The organism is Streptococcus fryi, from assembly GCF_053206505.1.
Map to the genome: position 1 here is coordinate 17,581 of NZ_JBRUGW010000009.1, position 25,545 is coordinate 43,125.

Consider the following 25,545-nt stretch of genomic DNA (forward strand, 5'->3'; position numbering starts at 1 on the left):
AACATGCCAACAATTAAGGAGAAAGCATCTCATGTCTTTCAGTATTATTACAGCGGAAGAATTTCAAAAGCATTACGAAACTGCTAGTGAGCAACCCTTCCATCAAACCATTGAAATGGCAAACCTCTTACAAAACAGAGGTTTTGCTATAGAATATGTCGGCTATAAAGTAAATAATGACATAAAGGTATCTGCCCTACTTTATACAACAGCTATGTTTGGGGGCAAACACATGGAAATCAACTATGGCCCTATCATCACAGACGACAAGTACCTCGCACCATTCTACCAAGGACTGACAACATACGCTAAACAAACCAATGTTTTGCAACTTATCCTTCGTCCTAACGATACCTATCAAAGCTTTGATATGAACGGTCAACCTATATCTAATGAAAACCATCAGATGATCAAACTCTTAACAGACGCAGGCTTTCATCACGATGGGTTAAAAGTCGGTATGTCTAGTGACTATGGTGCAGACTGGCATTACCTCAAAGACCTCAGTCAGCTGACTGAAGATACCCTTTTTGATTCCTATCATAAAAAAGGCAAAGCTTTAGTCAAAAAAGCCCACAGTTTCGGAATCCAATTAACTACTTTAAAACGAGAGGAACTTCACCGTTTTAAAGCCATTACCAGCGCTACTTCTGAACGCAGGGACTATGATGACAAATCCCTAGAATACTACCAAACCTTCTATGATCATTTTGGGGATAAGGCTGAATTTATGATGGCTAGCATCAACTTCAAGGACTATTTAGATCAGGTAGAGCAAGGACAACAACAAGTATCCGATAGCATTGCCAATTTGAAAGACTACTACCAAGACAATCAAGATTCATCAAAATTTAAAAGAATGCTAAAAGATTTGACTAAACAGTATGAGACTTTTGAAGTGCGTCGAACAGAGGCACTATCGTTGATTGATACCTATGGAGACAGTACTATTGACCTAGCTGGTAGTTTATTCATTTACGGTAAAACAGAAGCTGTCTATCTCTTTAGCGGTTCTCTGACAGAATTTAACCGTTTCTATGCTCCAGCTTTACTCCAAGAACATGTCATGACAAAAGCTATCCAAAAAAATATCCCTATTTATAATTTCCTTGGCATACATGGAATATTCGATGGTACAGATGGTGTTCTCCGCTTTAAACAAAATTTTAATGGTTACATCAATCGCAAAGCTGGTATTTTTAGATACTACCCTAGACCTCTCAAGTTGAAAGCTATTCAGTTTTTAAAATCATTCGCCTACGCTTTTAAGAAAGGTTAGAAAGATAATTATGACACTTAAACTATTATCCTATGAAGAACTACAATCATTCACCCAACAGGTTAGCCGATGTAGTTTTGAACAAACAACTGGTATGGCAAAACTTTTGGAAAAAAGAGGCTATGATGTCTCTATTCTAGGCCTAACAGATCATCAAGAGGAAATCCAGGTTGCTGCTATTCTCTTTCTCAAAAAAATGTTTGGTGGGTTCAAAGGTGAGATTCACTACGGGCCTACTTACAAAGACCGTCAATTTTTAGAACCTTTCTTAAGTGACTTGATATCTTACGCCAAATCCAAAAAGATCTTAACTCTTGAAATAAAACCCTACGATACTTATCAATCATTCGATAGCAATGGGCAACCAACCAGTGATGAAGATCTATCCTTAATTAGGTTATATCAAAACAAGGGCTTTACTTATTCTGGTTTAACATCTGGATTTGAAACGAGTGATTGGCATTATTTAAAAAACCTAAATGACTTTGATGAACAGACTTTATTAAAGGACTTTAATAAAAATAGTGTCCGTAACATCAAGGCTGCCAAACAATTTGGTATTAAGATACGCCATATTGCTTTTGAGGACATCAATGACTTCAAAAATACCATTGATGAAACGGGTAAACGACAAGGATTTGTTGGAAAAAATTTAGACTATTACCAATACCTTTATCAAAGTTTCGAAAATGATAGTCGCTTCTTAGTCGCTGAAATCAATTTTCACCACACTTTACAAGAACATGAAGAAAAGCTAAAAAACCTCAATCCTAACCATAAACAATATCAACAATTAGCAGACAAATACAAAAAAACGATTGAGACATTATCTCCACTAGCACAGCAACATGGAGATAAAGATGTGATCCTTGCTTCTGTATTACTTATCTTTAGCCCAACAGAAGCAACCTATGTTTACGGCGGCTCCTACGCTGACTTTCAAAAATTCTCTGCTCCTTTTTTATTACAATACCACGCTATGTGTGAAACGATTGCAAAAAATATCAAACGGTATAACTTTTTAGGGATTACAGGGGACTTTGATGGTTCAGATGGTGTATTGCGCTTCAAACAAAATTTCAACGGCTATATCGAACGTCGTCCAGGAAGCTTTTTCTACTATCCCAAACCATTAAAATTGAAAATCATTACACTGATTAAAAAATTATTAAACAGACACTAGTACTTATCGAGGAAATCATGTCAACAAAAAGTAAACAACTTACACAAGAACAAAAAATGATGCAGGGTACCGCTTGGTTAACCATTGGCGACTTCCTGAGTAAACTACTAGGAGCTATTTATATTATTCCTTGGTATACATGGATGGGAAAGCATGCAGCAGAAGCAAATGCTTTATTTACAATGGGTTACAACATATACGGGACGATTTTGTTGATCTCAACCAGCGGCATTAACATTGCCTTATCCAAACAAATTGCTAAATACAATACTCTCGGACAAACAGAACATACCGCTGCCTTAGTGCGAAATTTCTTGAAATTGATGTTGCTTTCTGGAGCCTTTTTCTCACTGCTACTTTATCTTGGAGCACCAATTATTTCTAAAGCTACTGGTGTGCAAGACGACCTCATTCCTGTCTTATATAGCCTGTGTTTCTCAGTATTGGTATTTCCAGCCATGAGTGCTATTCGTGGTATTTTCCAAGGTTATACGAATATGAAACCATTCGCCATTAGTCAAGTTATGGAACAAATTATTCGTGTCATTTGGATGCTATTAACTGCTTTTTTCATCATGAACATCGGTTCTGGGGATTTCAAGGTAGCAGTTACCCAATCAACATTCGCCGCTTTTTTAGGAATGGTTGCCAGTCTTGGAGTTCTTTTCTACTTCCTTTGGAAAGAGGACTTGCTATGGCTTATTTTAAAACCTAAGAAACAGGATGTCGTTACCGATTACAAGCCTATTATTATAGAAACCATTAAAGAGGCTATCCCATTCATCATAACCGGTTCAGCGATTCAAACCTTTCAAATCATTGACCAACTGACCTTTATCAATGCTATGTCATTGTTCACTTCTATAAAGTATGAAAAGCTATTAGTGCTCTTTTCATATCTGTCAGCAAATCCCAATAAAATTATCATGATTTTAATTTCAGTGGCTGCCTCAATCGGTGGTATGGGTATACCATTAATTACAGAAAATTTTGTTAAAAAAGATCGTAGTGCAATGGCCAGATTGGTGATTAACAATCTTCAAATGCTGTTTTTCTTCCTTCTACCTGCAATCAGTGGCGCCATCTTACTCTACAAACCACTTTATACTATCTTCTACCCTGTTACTGATAATATAGCCTTTGGCTTGTTTGTGGTGACACTTTTACAAGCTTTACTCTTGGCTAGCTATACTGTCCTATCACCAATGTTACAAGCACTTTTTGAAAGCAAAAAAGCAATTAAGTACTTTAGTCTTGGACTTGCAACTAAGTTAGTGATACAACTGCCTATGATTTATATTTTTCAAGCATATGGTCCCCTTATTGCAACAAGTATAGCGCTAGCAGTACCAATTGTCCTCATGTATCGTAAAATTTATCAGGTTATCCACTTTAACAGGAACGTCATTAGAAAGTCTAGTTTACTGGTCACTCTATTGACACTGATAATGCTCATTGCCATTATCCCGGTAACAGTACTGCTAAACCATTTCTTACCTGCTAATACTAGAATATTAAGCTTTATTCACTTAGCTATCGTAGGCTCCTTAGGTATTTCAGTCTATGCCTATCTATCTCTTAAAACAAGATACGCTGATAAATTTTTAGGTATAAAAGCCCAACAGTTCAGAGACAAAGCACGCATTTCTTAAACGTATTACGCTTCACAACTAAAAAACACCTTCTCGATTGAAAAGGTGTTTTTACAATGTTTTTATTTTACAAAATCAAGTAATGCTAAGAAGCTAGCTGGTTCAAGTGAGGCTCCACCAACCAAAGCTCCATCAACATCTGGACAAGCCATATATTCTGCAACGTTAGATGGATTTACAGACCCACCATATTGAACACGTACTTTGTCTGCAACTTCTTGACCAAAATCAGCTGCAACGACATCACGTACCGCCTTACACATTGTTTGTGCATCATCTTTAGTTGCTGATTTACCAGTGCCGATAGCCCAAATTGGCTCATAAGCGATAACTGAAGACGCTACTTGATCAGCAGTTAAGCCTTTAAGAGCCGCAGATACTTGAGCACCGACAAACTCAATCGCTTTACCAGCTTCATAAGTCTCAAGTGACTCACCACAACAGATAATTGGTGTTAAACCGTTACGGAAAATAGCATGTGCTTTTTTATTAATATCTTCATCTGTCTCATGGAAATAATCACGACGTTCTGAGTGACCAATAACAACATAATCAACTGCCATATCAGCTAAGACTTTTGGAGACGTTTCACCAGTAAAGGCACCTGCATCTTCGAAATAGCAGTTTTGTGCTGCAACTTTAAGATTGCTATCAGTCGCTGACACTTTAACAGCGTTTAAAAGGAGTGGAGAAGCTGCTACAGCAACATCAATGACATCGGTTGATGGCAACTGACCTTTAACTTCCTCAACAAAACTAATTGCTTCTTGAACAGTTTTGTTCATTTTCCAGTTACCTGCAATAATTGGTTTACGTGACATTTCACATACCTCTTCTTTCTTATTTACATTACTATTCTACCATAAAACGATACCTATTTAAAGTAATTAGGATAATTATTTCACAAGTTAAAGTATAAAAAAGAGAGAATATATCTCTCTTTGAATGATTATTTAGCTAATTTTGCTTTAGCAGCATCAGCAAGAGCTGTGAAAGCTACTGCATCTGTAACGGCTAAATCAGCAAGCATTTTGCGGTTTACTTCAATTTCAGCAAGTTTTAATCCATGCATCAATTGTGAATATGATAAACCATTCATACGAGCTGCCGCATTGATACGTGTAATCCAAAGTTTACGGAAATCACGTTTCTTTTGACGACGATCACGGTATGCATAGTAGTAAGAGTTCATTACTTGTTCTTTTGCAGTACGGAACAAGATATGTTTAGCTCCATAGTAACCTTTAGCTAACTTTAAAATACGTTTACGACGTTTGCGTGATACAACGCCACCTTTAACACGTGCCATTTATATTTCCTCCAAATAAATTCTATCTAATAATCTGACTAAAACAATGCCCAATCTTAACGAAGACGTGTAAGCATTGACTTGATACGTTTGAAATCTCCTGCGCTCACCATAGACGCTTTACGAAGATGACGACGTTGTTTCTTAGTTTTACCGTGGAAACGGTGAGACGTGTAAGCACGGAAGCGTTTCAATCCGCCTGAACCTGTACGTTTAAAACGTTTAGCTGATGCGCGGTGAGTTTTTTGTTTTGGCATTGTAAAATTCTCCTATAAAATATTCTAATAACTGACTTATTTCTTGTCAGGAATTGGTGCAAGTTGCATAAACATTTGACGACCATCCATCTTAGCTCTTTGCTCGATAATGGCAATGTCTTGAGTTGCCTCAGCAAAATCTGCCAACACCTTTGCTCCAATTTCTTTATGAGTGATCATACGTCCTTTAAAACGGACAGAAACTTTAATTTTATTTCCTTTTTCAAGGAACTTGCGACCTTGGCGAAGTTTTGTTTCAAAATCCCCCTTATCAATAACGGGACTAAGACGAACTTCTTTAACAGTCACAACACTTTGTTTCTTGCGTTGTTCTTTTTGTTTCTTTTGATACTCAAATTTGAACTTACCATAGTCCATAATTTTCGCAACAGGTGGCGTGGCTTGGGGTTGAATTAGAACCAAGTCAACGTTAGCACTATCTGCAATCGCCTGAGCTTCTGACAATGGTTTGATGCCTAACTGTTCGCCCTCAAGACCAACAAGACGAACTTCACGAACGCGAATCTCGTCATTAATGAACAAATCTTTCTTAGCTATGTTCTTCACCTCTTCATTTTTTTAGAGAAAAACAAATGCGAGCCTGTTAGAACAAGCCCGCACCAGATTGTATTTCATTGCTGAAACTTATCTTGTAGGGCCAGACAACGTTAGTCGCAAGGCGAGAAGTTCTCACTTCTGCTTTTCTCATTGTTATTATTTTACTACAAGATAGCTTACTTGTCAATGATTTCTCTCGCTTTTTTTGAAATAAATGCAACAACCCCTTCAATAGATACACCGGTTGTATCAAAAACAATAGCATCCTCAGCAGCTTTCAAAGGTGATACTTCACGATGGCTATCTTTATAATCACGAGTCGCAATCTCTTCCTTTAAGACCTCTAAATCCGAAGATATTCCTTTAGCAATATTTTCTTTGTATCGACGCTCTGCTCGTTCTTCAACAGAAGCAATCAGAAAAACCTTGAGTTCTGCATCCGGTAACACAACCGTGCCAATATCTCGTCCGTCCATGATAATCCCACCTTGGCGGGCAATGTAACGTTGCTGTTCAACCAATTTTTCTCTCACTGGAGCAAGTGCAGCAACCCACGAGACGTTATTCGTCACATCATTTTGCCTAATCTCAAGAGTTACATCTTTGTCTCCAAGATAAACACTTTGGTTGCCTGATTGATCATCGGATTTGGTAAAAGTTACAGGGTAATTATCCATTAATTCTAAAAGTTTGGGTAAATCACTCTCTGATAATTGATGTGTCAAGGCTAAATAGGTCGCACAACGGTACATCGCCCCCGTATCTAAATACGTATAACCCAAATCTTTAGCAATAATTTTAGCAACAGTGCTTTTCCCACTTGAAGCAGGACCATCAATAGCTATTCTAATTGATTTCATACAACTCATTTCTAATTGATATATACAACATCGCCTGGATTAGCCCACCAAGTGCCACCAGGTCCCACCATTTTTTCCGGATTAAGAGCATATAATTGATCTAGACTAATACCTGACCTAGCCGCTATAGCTCCAGCCCCTTCACCAGCTAAAACTGTCGTAGTTGCTCCGTTACGAATTACCTGATCTTGTGTTTCAACAACCTTCTCTTCCTCAACAGCTTCTGGAGTCTCCTCTTTAGGTTCTTCTTTAGGTTCTTCTTTCTGGACAACAACCTTTGACGGAAGATAGAAACCATCTCTGGATGTTTCTTTTTCACTACCTCCATTTGAAGTGTAGTAAATAATGAGTAACATACCAACAAGCATTAAAAAGAAAATGCTAAACAAAACACTTAAAATAAAACTACTAAAGACCATATCTTTACGATCACTTCTTAGATACTGACCGATTTTTGTCGCAAAAACTTTTGCCTCCCATGGTTTTTTTTGATCCACCATGATTTCCCCCTTGTTAAAATTTAACTTTCATATTACAATAATACTATGAAAGTAACACTTATTCCAGAAAAATGTATTGCCTGTGGCCTATGTCAAACTTATTCTGAACATTTTGACTATTATGATAATGGTATTGTTAAATTCGCTGATAACGATGAGTTAACCATGGAACTTCCATCATCAGATGACTTAACAATAGCTATCAAATCATGTCCAACGAAAGCTCTTACAATGTAGGAGCTTTTTTATCATCCTTATAGACTTCAAAATAATCTAAGGTAATAAAATTATCTAGCAATTCAACTTCTCCTTGAAAATGCTCATGAACAGCCAAGGCATCTAAAAAGTATTTTTTAGGCCATTTCCTCATTTGAAAAAGATAACTAGTATCATCACGCATTATCAGTTTCAAGGTTGATTTTGTCACTTCAATCTTACAGATTTCTGAAATATTCAGTTTACGAGATTTAAATAAATTAAAGGAAACCATCTCCAATGTATCATCTCTAATAACAAAATAACGATGAACACCCAAAATACTAAGAGTCAGAAATAAACCTAAAAGCATAAAAACATAACTCGGTCTTTCTGTCCTTTCATATAGCAAGGATAGCGCAATAAAGAGAGGCATCATTGTAAAAGACCAATAAATAGTCGCCCAAGATAGTTCAGGCTGCCAGTGATAGCGAATCTTACCAAATATTTTAAACATCGTTCCTCAACTTTTTATCTACTTATCATCTATTTAATTAATGCAACACCTTAACCGTGCTAAATCTCATCTTCATGAGAAACAATGCCAATAATCACATCAACAGCCTTTTGCATGGTTTGCAAGCTGACAAATTCAAAGCGTCCATGCATATTCTCACCACCTGCAAACAAATTAGGTGTCGGAATTCCCATAAATGATATTTTAGAGCCATCTGTACCACCTCGAATTGGCTCGATTAGGGGTTCAATCCCTTGTGATTCCATGACTGCCTTGGCAAGGTTAATCGGAGTCATATCTTTTTCAATCACTTTTTTCATATTATAGTACTGGTCATGGAGCTTAATTTGAACACGTTCAGCACCTAATTCTTGATTTATCTTCTCTGCAATCACAAGCATCGTTGTTTTTCTAGCTTCAAAAGCATCATCTTCAAAGTCTCGAATAATGTAACTTGCTTTTGCTTCTTCAACAACGCCAGATAAATCCACTAAGTGATAAAAACCTTGGTAGCCATCTGTCTTTTCAGGTCTATCTGATTCTGGTAACTGTGAATGAAACTCAATAGCTAGTTGCAAGGCATTGATCATCTGCCCTTTTGCTGTACCAGGGTGAACATTCCTACCCAAGAAAGTAATATCCGCACCCGCAGCACTGAAGGTTTCATATTGTAATTCACCAAGAGGACCACCATCAACCGTGTAAGCAAAATCGACGTTAAAGTCTTCCACATCAAATTTATCTGCTCCAACACCGATTTCTTCATCTGGACCAAACGCTACACGAATCTCACAATGAGGAATTTCTGGATGGGCTGCCAAGTACTCCATGGCTGTCATGATTTCAGCAATTCCCGACTTGTCATCAGCACCTAATAGAGTTGTTCCATCAGTTGTAATCAAAGTCTGACCGTGATAATTTGCTAACTGAGGGAAATCATCTGGAGACAACGAATAGCCACTTGTGCCTAAAGCAATAGCACTACCATCATAGTTCTCAATAACCTGTGGGTTAATATTAACAGCGTTAAAATCAGCTGTATCCATATGTGAAATAAAGCCAATCTTTCTTGTCAATTTAGAACTTGTCGCTGGTAATGTCCCAACGATGAAACCATTACTTTCAATATAATGAACATCTGTTAAGCCAACAGCCTCCATCTCTGGTTTCAAAATAGTCAAGGCAAAATCGACCTGACTCTGCGTTGAGGGGGTTGTTAAACTACTAGCATCACTGCGTGTGTTCTCTTTTACGTATTTTAAAAATCGTGGTAATAAGTTATCGTAAGTCATCTTAAACACTCCTTTTTCAGTCACTATTCATTATACCATAAATAGACTAGTACAATATCCTCAAATCCTTATTTTTTATCGAATTAGTGGCATAATATGGCATCGAAAAGCTAGGTTTATCTGTGGATTTATGATATAATATGTCAAAATACATCACTACAGATAAAGAGGTTACTACTAAATGACTGTCGCTACCTTCGGTACATACGATGAAACTATCAACTATCAAAAAAGATATGGCGTATACGCTATCATTCCAAACGACTCTAAAACAGAGCTAGTCCTAGTTCAAGCACCGAATGGAGCATGGTTTTTACCTGGTGGTGAAATTGAATCGGGTGAAAATCATCTAGAAGCCATCAATCGTGAATTACTGGAGGAATTAGGCTTTCAAGCTACTATAGGCGCTTACTTAGGACAAGCTGATGAGTATTTCTACTCTAGTCATCGTGATACACATTACCATAACCCCGCCTATATTTACGCAGTAACAGCTTATGAAGAAATTAGTCGACCTCTAGAAGACTTCAATCAGATTGCTTGGTTCTCCATCGACGAAGCCAAGACAAAATTGAAACGCGGTAGCCATGTTTGGGGAGTTGAAGAGTGGTGTAAACGTCAGCAACTTGACCAAGACAAATAAGGCAATATTGTCAAAAAAGATTTGTTTCACAAAATCATTATTGGTATAATGAACTTAAGCAATTTACCAACCATAGTTCCTAATTCAAAACTAGAAAGCAGGAATCCATATGAGACTTATTAACACAACGACCAGTCACGCCACCCTTGTCAAAAATCAATTAAAGCATACAGATGCTACCTTAGTGGAAGTTTATTCAGCTGGAAATACCGATGTCATTTTTTCTGCAGCTCCAACTCACTATGAGCTCCTTATCACCAATAAACATCGCGCTATTAAAGATAGCGAAATCGAAGCTATTAGAGAATTCTTTTTTAAACGGAAGATTGATTACTCAACCGTAATCACTGAACTCATACGTACCATCCATACTCCTAAACTGATTGAAATCTCTATTCCTCGCTTAAAATCTTAGTGATTTTTACAAAAACATTCATCACCCCCTCAGACTAGCTAATCTATGCTACTTATCTGAAGGGGTTTTTACTTTATCAAGACAAAATTAAAAAGGCACCAAATGGTACCTTCTTAAAATTAATCTTCGTTAACGTAAGGCAATAGAGCCATAACACGTGCACGTTTGATTGCAGTTGTTACTTTACGTTGGTTTTTAGCTGATGTTCCAGTCACACGACGTGGAAGAATTTTTCCACGTTCTGAGATGAAACGGCTAAGAAGCTCAGTATCTTTGTAATCAACATATTCAATTTTGTTAGCTGCGATAAAATCAACTTTTTTACGGCGTTTGAATGCGCCACGACGTTGTTGAGCCATGTATATTCTCCTTTATATTATTAGTATGTATTGAGGGCATCCTCTTCGAACTAAATATAGTCCGACTTTTCTCCAAACACTCTAGAATGGTAAATCATCATCAGAGATATCCATAGGACTAGCTTGCCCAAATGGACTATCGTCTCTGCCAAAGTTAGGTGTCGGTGCTGGTTCATTATAATTCATCTGACTAGGGGCACTAAAGCCTCCACCTTGTGAATAAGAAGAACCCGCTTCACGTGTAGCACGACTTTCCAAAAGTTGGAAATTATCTACAACAACTTCTGTTACATAAACACGCTGTCCTTGTTGGTTGTCATAGTTTCTAGTCTGAATACGACCAGTTATACCCAGCAAGGCTCCTTTTTTAGCCCAATTCGCCAAATTCTCAGCTTGTTGGCGCCAAATTACACAGTTGATGAAGTCTGCTTCACGTTCACCACTTTGACTCTTAAAATTACGGTTAACAGCCAGAGTGAAGCTCGCAGTTGCTACATTACTGGGTGTGTAACGAAGTTCTGCATCACGAGTCATACGACCCACAAGTACTACATTATTAATCATAAACTACCTTCTTAAGCGTCTAACTTAACAATCATGTGACGAAGAATGTCACCGTTGATTTTTGACAAACGGTCAAACTCGTTAAGAGCTACTGCGTCAGTCGCTTCAACGTTAACGATGTGGTAAAGTCCTTCACGGAAATCTTTGATTTCGTATGCAAGACGACGTTTTTCCCATGTTTTTGATTCAACAACAGTTGCACCGTTGTCAGTCAAGATAGAGTCAAAGCGTGCTACCAAAGCGTTTTTAGCTTCTTCTTCAATGTTTGGACGAATAATATAAAGAATTTCGTATTTAGCCATTGATATTTCCTCCTTTTGGTCTAATGACCTACACTCACGTGCAGGTAAGTGAGGCTTGCTCACAAGTAATGATTATATCGCATTTTTAAAACTTTAGCAAGTGATAGATTTATTTTTTATACTATCTCATATATCATTGTTAAAAATCTATCTCTTATTTTTGATATCTATGAGATATACAATTAAATCGATAAGTTTAAAAGTACTATGAATCATTATTATCACAATAAAAGTATCAAGTTCTCCAAAGAAACCATTCAGCCTATTATACCAATTTTTTTAATAGTGCTTAAATAAATTAGAAGTTAATACAGCTTCTCTTGCATCCTACCTTAATACAGATACTATCTATCAAAACTTAGGTATGAAGGGAGTGAATCTAACAATTTTAAATCATAGCTCTATAATTTTTAAAAATAAATCTATCTTTTATTAGTTAGTTCAATTAGTGTTTCTATATAATCATCCATCCATTTATAGTCAGGAGAGCCACTAGATGTTACTGGTAACAAAACAGTCAAATAAGCAGCATCATTTTATCTAAATTGGTCTACATAGCTATAAATACCTTTACCTACAAAACATAAAAGCTCACGATTCCTTATATATCAATCTTGATTTCATATCTATCATCAATAAATACATAACTCGCATTATTCTTATTTGCAAGTGCTAAAAATCGTCTATTTTCTTCTAAAACACTCTCCATCGTGCACCACTCATCATCTATACGATTTTCTACAACATTTGCGTATTTTTTAATAGTGTTAAAGTGATTTTTGATATAATTTTCACTCATCACAAGACAATAAAATTTGATATTATCAAGATATTCTTTTGTAAAAGATTTTTCCCAATCGAAAGGGATATATACCCCTTCAACAATAAGATTTTGTTCATTTTCTATCACGGTTTTTATCATCTCTCGGATAATAGGCCACATATACACTTCAAGTTCAACATCATCTTTAACTGTGAGATCTGTGTAGCGACTACGAATTAACCCCATTTTCAAATGATCTATCGAAAAATAGGGATAGTTATATTTTTCGAGTAATTTTTGAGCAAGTACAGTTTTTCCCGCATGCGATGCTCCTGTAATTAAAATAATCATTATTTTTTATTTCCTCGCTTTATCTAAAAGGCGTTACCTATCTATCATATTCCCAACTAGGCAAACTTCCATCACCACCTGAAAGAAGAGCAATTTCCCGCCAATGCAGGTGTTTTCAAATTTTATGCCCAAGAAAAAATTAAAAAACAGTCATTTTTAGCAAAAATCTACTATATTGTGACTGTTTTACTGTTAAAATATCAGTGAATTAGCTGACTCAGATTGCATTACTATTCGACCGGATAGCAGATTTATTTTCAATCTTAAATCCTAACTTAATCTAACAATTTCGCCAATTCTTCTGCGAGGAGTTTTTGAGCAACTTGTGGATTGGCTTGTCCTTTGGTTGCCTTCATCAAGAAACCTGTGAATGCCTTATCAGCATTACGTTTACCTGATTTAAAATCTGCAACAGCTGCTTCGTTATCTGCAAAAACCTGATGAATAATCGGAACTAGAATTGCTGGGTCAGAAATCTGTACCAAGCCGGCTTGTTCAACGTATGCTTTAGCTGATCCGCCATTTTTAGCCAAATGCACAAATACTTTTTTAGCAATTTTAGATGAGATCGTGCCGTCTTCAATAAGACTAATCATTTCAACCAGATTTTCTGGAGTTAGTGCGATATCAGAAATGGTTGTTTGTTCAGTATTGAGGAACTGTGCCACTTCACCCTGAAGCCAGTTAGACACTTGTTTAGCATCCCCACCTTCTGCAACAGCCGCTTCAAAGAAATCTGAAAGAGCTTTTGTCGCTGTCAACTGACCTGCGTCATAGGCTGTCAAACCAAGCTCTGACACATAGTGATGACGACGTTCTTTAGGGAATTTAGGAAGAGTTGCTCGCACATCGTCAATCCAAGCATCATCAATTTCATAAAGAGGTAGGTCAGGTTCTGGAAAATAACGATAGTCTGCTGACCCTTCTTTGACACGCATGAGAATAGTCTCTCCAGTCGCTTCATCATAACGACGTGTTTCTTGCTGGATTTGACCTCCAGAGCGGAGAATTTTGGCTTGACGTTCCACTTCGTACTGCAACCCTTTTTTGACATAGTTAAAGGAGTTAAGGTTTTTTAATTCGGTCTTAGTTCCAAATTTCTCTTGACCATAGGGACGGAGAGAAATGTTGGCATCGACACGCATCGATCCTTCTTCCATTTTCACATCAGAAATACCTGTATACTGGATGATTTCCTTCAGAGCTGTCAAGTAAGCATAGGCTTCCTCAGGGCTTCTCATGTCAGCTTCAGAAACAATTTCAATCAAAGGTACACCCTGACGATTTAGGTCAACATAAGAATAGCCATCAGTCCCATGTGTGTTCTTCCCTGCATCTTCTTCCAAATGGGCACGTTCGATACGAATGGTCTTTGTTGTTCCATCTTCTAATTCAATCTCAATCGAGCCATTGTAACCAATGGGTTCATCAAATTGTGAAATCTGATAGGCCTTAGGATTATCTGGATAGAAATAGTTTTTACGGTCAAAATGCATTTCTTTATGGATATCCATGTTCAAGGCAAGAGCAGCTTTAATCCCAGCTTCAACAACACCTTTGTTCAAAACTGGTAAGACACCTGGGAATGACCAGTCAATCACGTTAGTATTGCTGTTAGGGTCTTGACCAAAATGGGCAGATGACGGTGAAAAAATCTTAGAGTTGGTATTCAACTCAACATGGACTTCAAGTCCGATGATTGTTTCAAAATTCATTACTTGTCACCTCCAAAAATAATAGGTTGTTGCTTATGGTAGTCAGTAGTTGCCTCAAAAGCAGCTGCCACTTGGTAAATCGTTGCCTCACTGTATTTTGGACCAATCAACTGCAACCCAACTGGTAAACCATCTACAAAACCTGCCGGGATAGAGATACCAGGAAGACCAGCAAGGTTGACCGGAATAGTAAGTAAATCAGCCAAATACATGGCAACTGGATCATGTGATAAACTATCCAAATCGAAAGCTACTGTCGGTGCTGTTGGACCTAAAATCAAATCATAATCAGCAAAAATTTTCTCAAAATCTTGAATAATTAAAGTACGTACCTGACCAGCTTTTTTGTAATAAGCATCATAGTAGCCTGATGACAAGCTAAACGTACCGAGCATGATACGACGTTTAACTTCATCACCAAATCCCTGACTACGTGTCTTGACGTAAATATCTTCCAAGTTCACAGCATCTTCCGCACGGAAACCATAACGAATACCATCAAAACGTTGAAGATTAGAAGACGCTTCAGATGAAGCAATGATATAGTACACTGCAACACCATATTTACTATGTGGCAAGCTAACTTCTTCAATGATAGCTCCTAGACTTTCTAAATGTTTAGCTGCTTTAAGAATTGTCTCTTTAACTCCCGCATCAATTCCTTCTCCCATATATTCTTTTGGAAGAGCAATCTTCATACCTTTAATATCTTGACCAATCTTAGCTGCATAATCAGCTACACCAACTGGAGCAGATGTGGCATCTTTGCTATCCGGTCCAGCGATTACACTAAGCAATTGTGCATTCTCTTTAACCGTTTTTGAGAAAGGTCCGATTTGATCCAGCGAACTACCGAAAGCAATCAAACCAAATCGTGATACCACACCATATGTTGGTTTCATCCCAACGATACCATTAAAAGCTGCTGGTTGACGTATTGAGCCACCTGTATCTGAACCTAGCGATAAATGAACCTGACCGGAAGCAACTGCTGTCGCAGATCCACCTGATGATCCACCAGGAACTTTAGTTTGGTCCCAAGCATTTTTGGTCTTTTTGAAATAAGATGTTTCTGTCGAACCTCCCATGGCAAACTCATCCATGTTAGCCTTACCAACAACAATCATATCTTTAGCGTAGGCATTTTCAATAGCTGTGGCATTGAAAACAGGCTCGTAGTTATACAGCATTTTCGATGCTGCTGTTGTCAAAATCCCTTTTGTAGAAATATTATCCTTAACAGCTAAGGGAATTCCTGACATCACATTGGTCGGGTCAATCCCTTTTTCATCGACAGCTTTAGCCTGTGCTAAAGCAAGCTCGTCTGAAACAGTGATAAAACTTCCGATTGCTTCTTCACGGCTATGAATATCCTCAAGAGTCGCCTTGGTCAACTCCAGTGCTGAAACCTCTTTTTTAACGAGAAGGTCATGTAACTCATCAATAGTTTTATGGTTGAATGTCATTAGGCATCTCCTCCCCCATCCAAAATAGCTGGTACTTTTATGAAGTCTCCTTCACGCTCTGGAACATTTCTAAATAACTCTTCTTTATCATGACCAGCTTGAACAATATCTTCACGCATCACATTTTTGCGATCTGCCATTGTAGTCGTTACAGGCACACCTGTCGTATCCACTTCATTTAATAATTCAACCATATCAACAATTTTGGTCAAACTCGTTGCGAAAGCTACCGTTTCTTCAGCTGAACAAACCAACTTTGACAACCTAGCAACATGGCTAACTTCTTCTTCAGAAATTTTCATCCGTTTTCTCCTTAAATTAGTATCATTTTATTAGCCTTACTTTTTCCTATAAAACTAACATTCTGCATAGGTAACATCATCTTTCCATTTTTCCACACTACTGCAATCAAACATAACTGTTAACAAGGTATTTTGATAAACACTTTTTATTGTTGGCATATTTCTAAACCAATGGTGATTGTCATTGCGTAGTGATGAATGCTACATATAGACTAAACTATTATACCATATTTGACTATTTTTGAGGTGCTAGGATTATAAAGGGAACATAAAAAATCAAGGGTAACAGACACCCTTGAAATAACTTAATCAACAACTTTAGCCCCTAAGACACCTTTAAAATGCTCGACTGCGAAATTATGAGCCTCATCAGATAAGGCTGCGATAGCAGACTCCACGACTTCAACTTCATAACCTAGGTTATATGCGTCAATGGCAGTATGAAGGATACATATATCAGACAAGACCCCTGTCAAAACAACCTTATCCACCTTACGTTCACGAAGACGAATATCTAAATCAGTACCTGAAAAGGCGGAATAATGGCGTTTATCCATCCAGAAAACACGCTTATCACCCTTAATCTCATCATAAACATCACCCAGTTTACCATATAGATGACGGCCACTAGTATTGGCAATATTGTGTGGTGGGAACAACTTCATTTCTGGATGAAACTGATCATCTTCCTCGTGACGATCCATCATAAAGAAAATGTAATCACCAGCTTCATAAGCATCACGAGTCACTTGGGCAATACGTTCTTCAATAGCTTGAGCACGTTCGCCCGCGGTGAGCTTTCCATCTGTCGCAACAAAATCATTGCTATAATCAATTGAGATAAGTGCCTTAGTCATTAGCTATAATCCTCTAATTTTTCAAGAATCCCTTCGTTAATCACTTTAAGGTAGGTCCCCTTCATTCCAAGTGAACGACTTTCAATAATACCTGCACTTTCAAGCTTACGTAGGGCATTGACAATAACACTTCGTGTGATACCGATACGATCAGCAATAACCGATGCAGTTAAACGCCCTTCTAAACCATCCAACTCTCCTAAAATCGCTGCAACAGCCTTCATTTCAGAATATGATAATGTGTTCATCGCCATATTAACAGCTGTCTGTTGACGAATTTTTTCTTCCAGATTTTCGGTCTGTAGATTTAACAATTGCAATCCAACCACCGTTGAAGCTATTTCAACCAAGACCAAATCGTCACTATCAAAAGGCTTATCATTACGCCAAATGATAAGTGTCCCCAAACGCATACCACCACCATAGATAGGTGCAATCGTGGTCAAACCATCTGGGTAAATATCACGTGATTCCACCGGAAAAATCGTTAAATCACTGTTAACTGGAAGATTAGCTTCTGTATCGTAAACCCTACTAACAGTATTGACATAAACCTCTGGAAATTGATGGGCATTAAAAAACTCTTCTACCCTGTCTGTATTCGTCTTATACTTGGTCATAAAACCGAGTAAGTGACCGCTCGCATTGATAATACAAGAATTACAATCCATGATATCAGCGAGTTGAGCTGCCATAGCATTATAAGGTAGTTCACCCTGTAAGCTGTCAATTGAACGTTGTAAAATTGATGTGATTTTACGGGTTTTAGTTAATAAATCTGACATCTTTTTTCTCTTTCTAATTAATCGCACTCATTATAACAAAAAAGTCTTAAAATTGCAATGAATTATCAGAAAATTGCCTACTATTCCTACAATTTCCAAAATTCACTTCTTCCCTAGGCTGAATTGTACACACTCCTAAAAAGCACACAAGAGTCCGTCTCTTCCTAAATGATAGGTGAGAAACGAACTCCTAAACTCTAATTCTTCTAAAATATTAGCATCACCAACTTAGCATATATCCACGAATTAACGTCTATACTGATGTAAGAAACGCGTCATTTTTTCTTGTAGCTCTGCTAATTCTTCAACCGTTGGTAAATAAACGATACGGAAATGATCTGGGTCTTTCCAGTTAAAACCTCGTCCATGAACAAGTAATACCTTTTCTTGTTTGAGGAAGTTTAAGCAGAACTGCTCATCATCATCAATGCGATACATCTCTCTGTCAATTTTGGGGAATACATAAAGACCAGCTTTAGGAGCTACCGTTGATAACCCTGGTATGTCATTGACTGCCTTGGTGATAAACTGGCGTTGCTCATAGAGACGACCACCTGGTTTTAAGAGATCATCAACGGACTGATAACCTCCAAGAGAGGTTTGGACAACTTGCTGAGCAAGTACATTGGAACACAGGCGCATATTCGAGAGCATATTCAACCCTTCAATATAGCCTTTCACATAGTCCTTACGACCAGATAAGACCATCCAGCCAACTCGGAAACCGCAAATACGATGGGATTTTGACAGTCCATTCATCGTCACCACAAAAATATCCGGAGCTAATCGCGCAATCGGCGTATGCTCCAAGCCATCAAAAACCATGCGGTCATAAATTTCATCAGAGAAAATGATAAGGTCGTTTTGACGAGCAATTTCCACAATCTCTTCGAGCAATTCCTTAGGATAGAGAGCTCCTGTTGGGTTATTAGGATTGATCAATACAATCGCCTTAGTATTAGACGTAATTTTTGATTTAATGTCTGCAATATCAGGGTTCCACTCAGCTTGTTCATCGCAGATATAATGCACAGCATGGCCTCCTGCCAAGCTGACTGCTGCCGTCCACAACGGGTAATCAGGCATTGGCACTAGGACTTCATCGCCATTGTCCAACAAGCCCTGCATCGACATAGTGATCAACTCAGAAACGCCATTACCGATATAGATGTCATCAATATCAACATTGGGAAATCCTTTGAGCTGACAGTATTGCATAATGGCTTTACGAGCTGAAAAAATCCCCTTACTGTTAGAGTAGCCTTCGCTATATCTAGCATTGCGAATCAGGTCACGAATCACCTCATCAGGCGCTGTAAAGCCAAATTCGGCAGGGTTTCCTGTATTTAATCGTAAGATTTTTTCCCCATTATTGCGCATACGGTTGGCTTCATCTAAGACTGGACCACGAATGTCATAGGCAACATGCTCTAATTTTGATGATTTTTCAAATGTTCTCATCGATTCACCTCAATTCTCCAAGAGTCATTATTGTACAATTATAAACTTAATTCAGAAAATTGTAAAAAGTTTTCTCTAAAATAATTGAAGTAGCATTAGGTTAATTTATCACTCCAAGCGCTAGATTATCATCTGAAAAGCACCGTGCCGTCTATCGCTTCAGTAATGAGCATTGTATGATGTATAAATATTTGACTTTCTTATTTTGTTAGTAGTATGATGTTGGTGAAGATTACTGCGATAACTTATTCGAGGGGGAATTGGGGTTATGAAAAAATTCAAGATATTAGTTTCTTTGTTTTTTATAGTATCGTTATTTGTAGGCATATTTGTGTTGATTTCAAAAAAAACAGTAGAAACTCCTAATCAGTTCCAAAAAGATTCTAACGCAGATTTTTACATAGTGGGATATAACTTGGTTGTTGGATATAAAATCAAAAAAAACGAGCCTCATCAGACTTCAAAGCAATCAATTGAGGTTGTAAAAGGACAGATAAATCAATTTGTTCAGCGTGCTGAGTTGTCAAATCGCTATTTAGTTTTTTCTGAAGAGGGACCTCCTTTGGGAGTTGTTGGAAGGGTAATTTCAATAGACTTTCAAAAGGGGAATATTAAATATAATCAAACTCCTAATTATGCTTATACGTCATCAGGGGTGTCAAAGGACTACTACTATGCCTCAGAAGCTAGCACGGAAGAAACTTTTATTGCATCTTTTGATTCTAACTTAAAACAAATGGACAAGTATGTTTTAAATGAACCTGTTATAGTTGGAGATTTTTCTGTTGATGGCAATAAAGTATACTTTTTGGGAACAAAGATTGTTGGTGAAGGAACTACAAGCTTATATACTCTACTTAACAATAAGGGGAAACTTGAACTTGCTCAAAAAGACCTATTAGTGGACGACGATAAGTATAGTTATTCCTTTGGGGATAGCGTTGTCAGAGGAAGTGATTTGTTTGTAGCTGTAAGTGGGTACAGGGACAATTCCACCCATGAAAGAATACCAATAGGGTCTGTTTTACATTACAATCTTGCTACAAAAGAAAAATCATTTTTACCTTTAACTGAAATTGCGCCTATCAATATTTTCAATTTAAACGAGAAATTGATTGCTATTGAACACGAAAAAAATGATTTAGGTAAAATTGGCTTTAGTCTATTTAATCTTGAAGATTACACTTCTAAATTTATCGACTTATCTCTTGTTGGGCTAACTGTTGAAGAACATTACTTAAAGGACATTAAACAGCTGGACAACGAGATATTGTTAATATTAGCTGGGGACAGATTGCTTGTTTATGATATTAGTAGTGATGAAGTTGTTTATCAAGATGATATTTCTGACAAAGATGGGTTCCATATTTGGATAAAACAGCACTGATTATTTAAGAATTCTACCGAAAAGATCTTGAGCAAAAAATAAAAACAGTCTTAATTTTTATTTAAAATGAATATGAGATGTATATACAAAAAAGATAAAATTGAGCCATTTTTATCTTTTTAGCAACGTATAAGCATAAGACTTTTGAAACTCATCATATATCAAAATTAGTCAATCATTTTGAAAGGTTTATCAGATATGCTTAAAAAGTTTATTACAAAAAAATATTTAGTGTTATATTTTTTATTCATTGCTATTACTTGGTTACAAGCTGTTGTTACACCAACCTTGGTATCAATAATTGTAGACAGTTTTGAGAACAAAGCCCTTGATAAATTATGGTTGGCCCTTGCAGTAGGGATTTTGGGAAATGTAATTATTCTCATTGGTTTAGCAGGAAAACGTTATTACTATGCTAGAATAGTAGCTGATTTCACCTTGACCATGAAGAACAAATTATTTAAACATTTTCTCTATGACAAAAGTAGAGAGAGTAAAGATATCTTATCTCATCTTGAAAATGATGTTAAACAATTAGAAAACTCCTATCTTGAACCGGCTGTTATTATCATTTCATCACTAGGTTTTACAACTGTTTCTATTATCTATGCTTTATTAACAAATTTTTGGTTGGGCTTAGTGTTTATTTGTTTTTACTCTGTCCCCGCACTTTGTAGTGGCATTGGAAGTAAACCATTAAATCAAATTTCTAAGGAAAAGGTCAAATCGAATCAGGATTATTTATCACAGGTGACAAATATCATTGGTGGCGAAAAAGTTCTTAAAAATTATGATGCTAGGGATTTTTTCTTTTCACATTTTCAGGAGGCATTGTCTAAAAGAGTTGCTCAAGATATCTGTTATGAAAAACAACGAACAATTAATACTATTATTATCAATACTATTGATGCGGTGTGTTCAGTAATGCCAATTATCATTGGTGGGGTTATGACCTACTATGGTTATCTGACTGGAGCTAACTTTGTCGCTATTTACTTGGTATCCCATAATATTGGTTTTCAATTTAATGAACTTTCTTATTTCATCAACACCTACAAATCAACGAAAGAACTTAGGGATGATTATGCTTTTCTCCTTGAAGATGATAGAGTAGAAGATAACAATCTCACTTATACACAACTGTTTCCTATTGCATTTGACCATGTTTGTTTACGTTTTGAAGATAAGTTGCTTTTTGACAACCTATCATTTAAAATCCAACAAGGAGATAAAATTGCTTTAATTGGTGAAAGTGGTTGTGGTAAGTCAACTATCCTTAATATGATTTACGGTGAAGTTTCACCCGATTTTGGTAGGGTAACCTATGATAATCAGGTTCTAGAGAAGGAGCAAATCGATAAATCAATTTCTTATATTTTACAAGAATCATATGTTTTTGATGGTTTATCATTGGAGGATAATATTACTCTAGGCAAGCCATTAGATGACATCAAAATGACTCAGATTTTAAATCGGGTAAATTTAGCATTTTTAAAGGGACAGCTTCTTTACGGTGAACAGCTATCTGGCGGAGAAAAGCAACGTTTAGAAATTGCACGTGCTCTGTATCATGATTGTCATCTTATTCTGGCAGATGAGGTTAAGTCGAATCTTGATAAGAAGAATGCAGAACAGATTTCAGAGATTTTAATGTCACTTCCTCAGACTTTAGTAGAAGTCATTCATCATTATCATGATGAGCTGCTTGAGAAATATGATAGGGTGATTGATTTATCTTCTCATTGACCATAAAAGTGGAAATAAAAATATCTAATTCGTTTGTCAAGTTGCTAGGCACTCAATGGTTTGCAAATTTAGCAAATATTTTTATTAGAGTAACCATTATTGCGAATGTCTACATGATATCAAAAATAGAATTGGTACCTCGATAGTTCCAATTCTATTTTTATGACATTGTAAACTCTTTGGTAACTAACTCATTAGGCTTAGCCAACAACGATAATAATCACTTCAAAAATAAGGATAATAGCAGACTGAAGACAGCCTAACTTTTACCATGATTTACTGATATTGCTGCAGGAGGTTGTTATTTCTTTTGATAGGATTTGGCAATTTGCCTGTCTAATTCACGTTTGAGATGAGGTTCAGGGGCAAATCGCTCCTCCCAATCATCTGGTTTTAATATTTTGTGGGTGATAGGGTCAAAATGTGCCTTACCATCAGGGAATATTTTCCCCATATTCGCCTCATGGACAGTATCAAACAAGGGTTTTGGGTCAACCCCCATCAAAACAAAACTGCCATAGGTCAAATACAGCAAATCCGTCAGGGCGTCCACTTGTCCAACTAGAGGACTTGAAGGGACAGGTTTTGTCATAACCTTACGGGCTGCTTTATCCAGACAAGCATGAAGATGGGCGACAGATTGTTGAAAGGCAACCTCATCTCCTTGACTGGTGGCATACAAAAACTCAACGATTTCCTCTAATTTAAAGTCAGATCGATGACAAGCCTGCTCTAAATCATATAAACGTGGCGTTTCACGTGTTTGACCGTCCATCAATCGATGAAAGTCTTTGACCTTATTAAAATTATCATCCCTACTTCTAAAAGATTTATCTTGATTTAATTGGATAAGACCGTAGTGAGCAAGAGCTTTTGAAATCCCGTCATTATTGTTGGAATCAGTTGTGTAATGAGCTTTTGTTTGAACCGTTTTCAGGGCATTCCCCATAGCAACACCAAGACCTACTCCAGACAACATATCTAGATCATTGTCAGAATCACCAAAAGCCATGACCTCACTCATATCAAATCCAAAATACTCTGCGATGTATTTAATGCCGACCAACTTGGACTGCCCTTTAGCAATAACATCTGCTGAGTACGGACTACTTCTAGTCACCGTAACCTCTGGAAATAAGGTTCTCACCTTATCGTCTTGGTCTTTAGTCGCCACCAACACAACTTGATAAATAGGGTGACGAAGCAGGGCATGCAATTGCTCATGTTTCTGTGGCCGCACACGACGTACTACTTTTTTAAAACCACGTTCAACTGACCGAGATAAGCTGGTCGGAATCATACGACTGACGACCTGACCGACAAAGCTTGTCCCCATGCGGATAATACCTGACCCCAGTAAGCCTGACGATGTCCCTAGTGAAATATCTTGCCGCTGCTCAGACGCATAGCGAATAAGTTTGTAAACAGTCGACTTAGGAAGCTGTTGGTCATACAAGACCTTATCTCTTGTGATGATATATTGACCATTATAGGTAATGGCGACATCAAAACCAAGATTTTCCATATAAGGCTCAACAAAACCAGGACCACGACCAGTCGCAATACCAACAAAAATACCTGATTGTTTCAATTGTTGAATAGCATCAACAGTTGACTTAGAAACCCTTTTAAAATCATTAAGAAGGGTACCATCAATATCAAAAAAAACTGCTTTTATCGCCATAACCCCTCCTTCTAACAACTAAGGCTCACTATCAAACCATTCTATCTAGATAGCGACAACCCTTAACCAATCTTAATTTTTTAAGTTTAATGAGGAAATAATGTTCGGATTATCTCCTCATGATACCTCTTTTATGCTAAAATAAGTATAGCACATTTTTAGAAAGTATGACATTCAGATGAACAAGAAAATCCTCGTCTTACACACTGGAGGAACCATTTCCATGCAGGCTGACGCCAGAGGAAATGTCAAAACCAGCCAAGAAAATCCCATGAGTAATCTTGGCATTGCCTTGGAGAATATCACCATTACAGATTTAGAATTATTCAATTTACCAAGCCCTCACATCACCACTAAGGAAATGCTCACCCTTTACCAAACCATCAAAACACACGCTGACGATTATGATGGTATCGTTATCACACATGGAACTGATACCTTGGAAGAAACAGCTTACTTTTTAGATACTATGGAAGTACCTAATCTACCAATCGTTCTAACGGGGGCTATGCGTTCATCTAATGAACTTGGTAGCGACGGCATTTACAACTACCTGTCTGCCTTAAGGGTAGCTAGCCATCCCAAAAGCATTGACAAAGGTGTCCTAGTGGTCATGAACGATGACATTCATGCTGCTAAATATGTCACCAAAACCCACACTACCAATGTCTCGACCTTCCAGACACCAACACATGGACCTCTAGGCATTATCATGAAAAACGATATTCTTTACTTCAAAACAGCTGAACCTAGAGTCCGCTTTGACCTTGACAGCATCTCTGGAACAATACCGATTATCAAGGCCTATGCTGGTATGGGAGATACGCTGATTAACCTATTAAATCCCGATAGTATCGATGGCTTAGTGATTGAAGCATTCGGAGCTGGCAATCTTCCACCTGAAGCTGCAGGAGCCATTAAAAACTTGATTAAACAAGGAACACCTGTCGTCCTTGTATCAAGGTGCTTCAATGGTATTGCTGAGCCTGTGTATGCTTATGAAGGAGGCGGGGTTCAATTAACACGGGATGGAGTCATGTTTGTCAAAGAACTCAATGCCCAAAAAGCCAGATTAAAACTTTTGATTGCCTTAAATGCAGGTTTGTCAGACAGAGACTTACAGAACTACATTGAAGGATAGAA

28 protein-coding genes, 1 pseudogene and 1 other annotated feature are annotated in these 25,545 nt (G+C 37.4%); of the genes and pseudogenes, 10 read left to right on the plus strand and 19 right to left on the minus strand.

Annotation, left to right across the window (positions count from 1 at the left end; all coding sequences use genetic code 11):
• Positions 1–31 precede the first annotated feature (31 nt).
• From ACVRZH_RS03740 to ACVRZH_RS03750, 3 genes are read left to right on the plus strand one after another with little or no spacing between them, the layout of a single operon-like run.
• Positions 32–1,279: an aminoacyltransferase gene (locus ACVRZH_RS03740; protein WP_447453985.1), complete on the plus strand. Its 1,248-nt coding sequence runs from the start codon at positions 32–34 to the stop codon at positions 1,277–1,279.
• A 10-nt stretch (positions 1,280–1,289) separates the two neighbouring features.
• A complete protein-coding gene (locus tag ACVRZH_RS03745; protein WP_447453986.1) occupies positions 1,290–2,462 on the plus strand; it encodes a peptidoglycan bridge formation glycyltransferase FemA/FemB family protein in 1,173 nt (390 codons plus the stop codon).
• A gap of 17 nt (positions 2,463–2,479) precedes the next feature.
• Positions 2,480–4,114, plus strand: a complete 1,635-nt coding sequence (locus ACVRZH_RS03750; protein ID WP_447453987.1) for a putative polysaccharide biosynthesis protein — start codon at positions 2,480–2,482, stop codon at positions 4,112–4,114.
• Positions 4,115–4,176: 62 nt separating this feature from the next.
• Here the strand turns inward: ACVRZH_RS03750 and tpiA are convergent, their stop codons facing one another.
• From tpiA to ACVRZH_RS03780, 6 genes are all read right to left on the minus strand, one after another.
• A complete protein-coding gene (gene tpiA / locus ACVRZH_RS03755; protein ID WP_447453988.1) occupies positions 4,177–4,935 on the minus strand; it encodes a triose-phosphate isomerase in 759 nt (252 codons plus the stop codon).
• A gap of 128 nt (positions 4,936–5,063) precedes the next feature.
• On the minus strand, positions 5,064–5,423 hold the full coding sequence (gene rplT, locus ACVRZH_RS03760) for a 50S ribosomal protein L20 (protein ID WP_447453989.1): 360 nt from the start codon (positions 5,421–5,423) through the stop codon (positions 5,064–5,066).
• A 56-nt stretch (positions 5,424–5,479) separates the two neighbouring features.
• Positions 5,480–5,680: a 50S ribosomal protein L35 gene (rpmI, locus tag ACVRZH_RS03765; protein WP_354367048.1), complete on the minus strand. Its 201-nt coding sequence runs from the start codon at positions 5,678–5,680 to the stop codon at positions 5,480–5,482.
• Positions 5,681–5,716: 36 nt separating this feature from the next.
• On the minus strand, positions 5,717–6,247 hold the full coding sequence (infC, locus tag ACVRZH_RS03770; protein WP_447453990.1) for a translation initiation factor IF-3: 531 nt from the start codon (positions 6,245–6,247) through the stop codon (positions 5,717–5,719).
• A 14-nt stretch (positions 6,248–6,261) separates the two neighbouring features.
• Positions 6,262–6,388 (minus strand) — a sequence feature (ribosomal protein L20 leader region).
• A 26-nt stretch (positions 6,389–6,414) separates the two neighbouring features.
• The gene (gene cmk / locus ACVRZH_RS03775) at positions 6,415–7,098 is read right to left on the minus strand and encodes a (d)CMP kinase (RefSeq protein ID WP_447453991.1); all 684 of its coding nucleotides are present in this window, start codon (positions 7,096–7,098) and stop codon (positions 6,415–6,417) included.
• 11 nt (positions 7,099–7,109) lie between these two features.
• Positions 7,110–7,598, minus strand: coding sequence for an SAG1386/EF1546 family surface-associated protein (locus ACVRZH_RS03780; RefSeq protein ID WP_447453992.1), 489 nt, complete (start codon positions 7,596–7,598; stop codon positions 7,110–7,112).
• A gap of 45 nt (positions 7,599–7,643) precedes the next feature.
• On the opposite strand from ACVRZH_RS03780, the gene ACVRZH_RS03785 reads away from it, so the two are divergent.
• Entirely contained in the window at positions 7,644–7,835 is a 192-nt protein-coding gene (locus ACVRZH_RS03785; RefSeq protein ID WP_447453993.1) for a ferredoxin, read from the plus strand.
• Here ACVRZH_RS03785 and ACVRZH_RS03790 read toward each other — a convergent pair.
• On the minus strand, positions 7,825–8,310 hold the full coding sequence (locus ACVRZH_RS03790; protein WP_447453994.1) for an EbsA family protein: 486 nt from the start codon (positions 8,308–8,310) through the stop codon (positions 7,825–7,827). The genes ACVRZH_RS03785 and ACVRZH_RS03790 overlap by 11 nt on opposite strands.
• Positions 8,311–8,369: 59 nt before the next feature.
• Positions 8,370–9,602 (minus strand): peptidase T, encoded by a 1,233-nt coding sequence (gene pepT, locus ACVRZH_RS03795; RefSeq protein WP_447453995.1) that lies wholly within the window; start codon positions 9,600–9,602, stop codon positions 8,370–8,372.
• A 181-nt stretch (positions 9,603–9,783) separates the two neighbouring features.
• Here pepT and ACVRZH_RS03800 point away from each other — a divergent pair, with 181 nt between their 5' ends.
• Together ACVRZH_RS03800 and ACVRZH_RS03805 are read left to right on the plus strand one after the other, a co-directional pair.
• Entirely contained in the window at positions 9,784–10,245 is a 462-nt protein-coding gene (locus ACVRZH_RS03800) for an NUDIX hydrolase (RefSeq protein WP_447453996.1), read from the plus strand.
• A 109-nt stretch (positions 10,246–10,354) separates the two neighbouring features.
• On the plus strand, positions 10,355–10,660 hold the full coding sequence (locus ACVRZH_RS03805) for a DUF1827 family protein (RefSeq protein ID WP_447453997.1): 306 nt from the start codon (positions 10,355–10,357) through the stop codon (positions 10,658–10,660).
• Between the two features lie 119 nt (positions 10,661–10,779).
• Here the strand turns inward: ACVRZH_RS03805 and rpsR are convergent, their stop codons facing one another.
• The 10 genes from rpsR to ACVRZH_RS03855 form a co-directional block, all read right to left on the minus strand.
• Positions 10,780–11,019, minus strand: coding sequence for a 30S ribosomal protein S18 (rpsR, locus tag ACVRZH_RS03810; RefSeq protein WP_447453998.1), 240 nt, complete (start codon positions 11,017–11,019; stop codon positions 10,780–10,782).
• Positions 11,020–11,100: 81 nt separating this feature from the next.
• The gene (locus ACVRZH_RS03815; RefSeq protein ID WP_447453999.1) at positions 11,101–11,583 is read right to left on the minus strand and encodes a single-stranded DNA-binding protein; all 483 of its coding nucleotides are present in this window, start codon (positions 11,581–11,583) and stop codon (positions 11,101–11,103) included.
• 11 nt (positions 11,584–11,594) lie between these two features.
• On the minus strand, positions 11,595–11,885 hold the full coding sequence (gene rpsF / locus ACVRZH_RS03820) for a 30S ribosomal protein S6 (RefSeq protein ID WP_156806836.1): 291 nt from the start codon (positions 11,883–11,885) through the stop codon (positions 11,595–11,597).
• A 601-nt stretch (positions 11,886–12,486) separates the two neighbouring features.
• Positions 12,487–12,999: an adenylate kinase gene (locus ACVRZH_RS03825; protein ID WP_447454000.1), complete on the minus strand. Its 513-nt coding sequence runs from the start codon at positions 12,997–12,999 to the stop codon at positions 12,487–12,489.
• A gap of 275 nt (positions 13,000–13,274) precedes the next feature.
• A complete protein-coding gene (gatB, locus tag ACVRZH_RS03830) occupies positions 13,275–14,714 on the minus strand; it encodes an Asp-tRNA(Asn)/Glu-tRNA(Gln) amidotransferase subunit GatB (protein WP_447454001.1) in 1,440 nt (479 codons plus the stop codon).
• Positions 14,714–16,180 carry an Asp-tRNA(Asn)/Glu-tRNA(Gln) amidotransferase subunit GatA gene (gene gatA, locus ACVRZH_RS03835; RefSeq protein WP_447454002.1) on the minus strand — a complete coding sequence of 489 codons (1,467 nt, stop codon included), beginning with the start codon at positions 16,178–16,180 and terminating at the stop codon, positions 14,714–14,716. The genes gatB and gatA overlap by 1 nt, the downstream gene beginning before the upstream one ends.
• Positions 16,180–16,482: an Asp-tRNA(Asn)/Glu-tRNA(Gln) amidotransferase subunit GatC gene (gene gatC / locus ACVRZH_RS03840; protein WP_447454003.1), complete on the minus strand. Its 303-nt coding sequence runs from the start codon at positions 16,480–16,482 to the stop codon at positions 16,180–16,182. The genes gatA and gatC overlap by 1 nt, the downstream gene beginning before the upstream one ends.
• A 305-nt stretch (positions 16,483–16,787) precedes the next feature.
• Complete coding sequence (locus ACVRZH_RS03845) at positions 16,788–17,339, minus strand: cysteine hydrolase family protein (protein ID WP_447454004.1); 552 nt, start codon at positions 17,337–17,339, stop codon at positions 16,788–16,790.
• Positions 17,339–18,124 carry a GTP-sensing pleiotropic transcriptional regulator CodY gene (gene codY, locus ACVRZH_RS03850; protein WP_447454005.1) on the minus strand — a complete coding sequence of 262 codons (786 nt, stop codon included), beginning with the start codon at positions 18,122–18,124 and terminating at the stop codon, positions 17,339–17,341. The genes ACVRZH_RS03845 and codY overlap by 1 nt, the downstream gene beginning before the upstream one ends.
• Positions 18,125–18,370: 246 nt before the next feature.
• A complete protein-coding gene (locus ACVRZH_RS03855; RefSeq protein WP_447454006.1) occupies positions 18,371–19,585 on the minus strand; it encodes a pyridoxal phosphate-dependent aminotransferase in 1,215 nt (404 codons plus the stop codon).
• 268 nt (positions 19,586–19,853) lie between these two features.
• On the opposite strand from ACVRZH_RS03855, the gene ACVRZH_RS03860 reads away from it, so the two are divergent.
• The 3 genes and pseudogenes from ACVRZH_RS03860 to ACVRZH_RS03870 form a co-directional block, all read left to right on the plus strand.
• Positions 19,854–20,972 carry a hypothetical protein gene (locus tag ACVRZH_RS03860; RefSeq protein ID WP_447454007.1) on the plus strand — a complete coding sequence of 373 codons (1,119 nt, stop codon included), beginning with the start codon at positions 19,854–19,856 and terminating at the stop codon, positions 20,970–20,972.
• A gap of 198 nt (positions 20,973–21,170) precedes the next feature.
• A complete protein-coding gene (gene gggC / locus ACVRZH_RS03865) occupies positions 21,171–22,718 on the plus strand; it encodes a streptosactin export ABC transporter GggC (protein ID WP_447454008.1) in 1,548 nt (515 codons plus the stop codon).
• Positions 22,719–22,738: 20 nt separating this feature from the next.
• Positions 22,739–22,875: pseudogene (locus tag ACVRZH_RS03870) on the plus strand (MFS transporter); the annotation flags it as partial.
• Positions 22,876–23,019: 144 nt separating this feature from the next.
• Here the strand turns inward: ACVRZH_RS03870 and ACVRZH_RS03875 are convergent.
• On the minus strand, positions 23,020–24,402 hold the full coding sequence (locus ACVRZH_RS03875; protein WP_447454009.1) for an HAD hydrolase family protein: 1,383 nt from the start codon (positions 24,400–24,402) through the stop codon (positions 23,020–23,022).
• Between the two features lie 178 nt (positions 24,403–24,580).
• On the opposite strand from ACVRZH_RS03875, the gene ACVRZH_RS03880 reads away from it, so the two are divergent.
• Positions 24,581–25,543, plus strand: a complete 963-nt coding sequence (locus ACVRZH_RS03880) for an asparaginase (protein WP_447454010.1) — start codon at positions 24,581–24,583, stop codon at positions 25,541–25,543.
• The last annotated feature ends 2 nt before the right edge of the window (positions 25,544–25,545 follow it).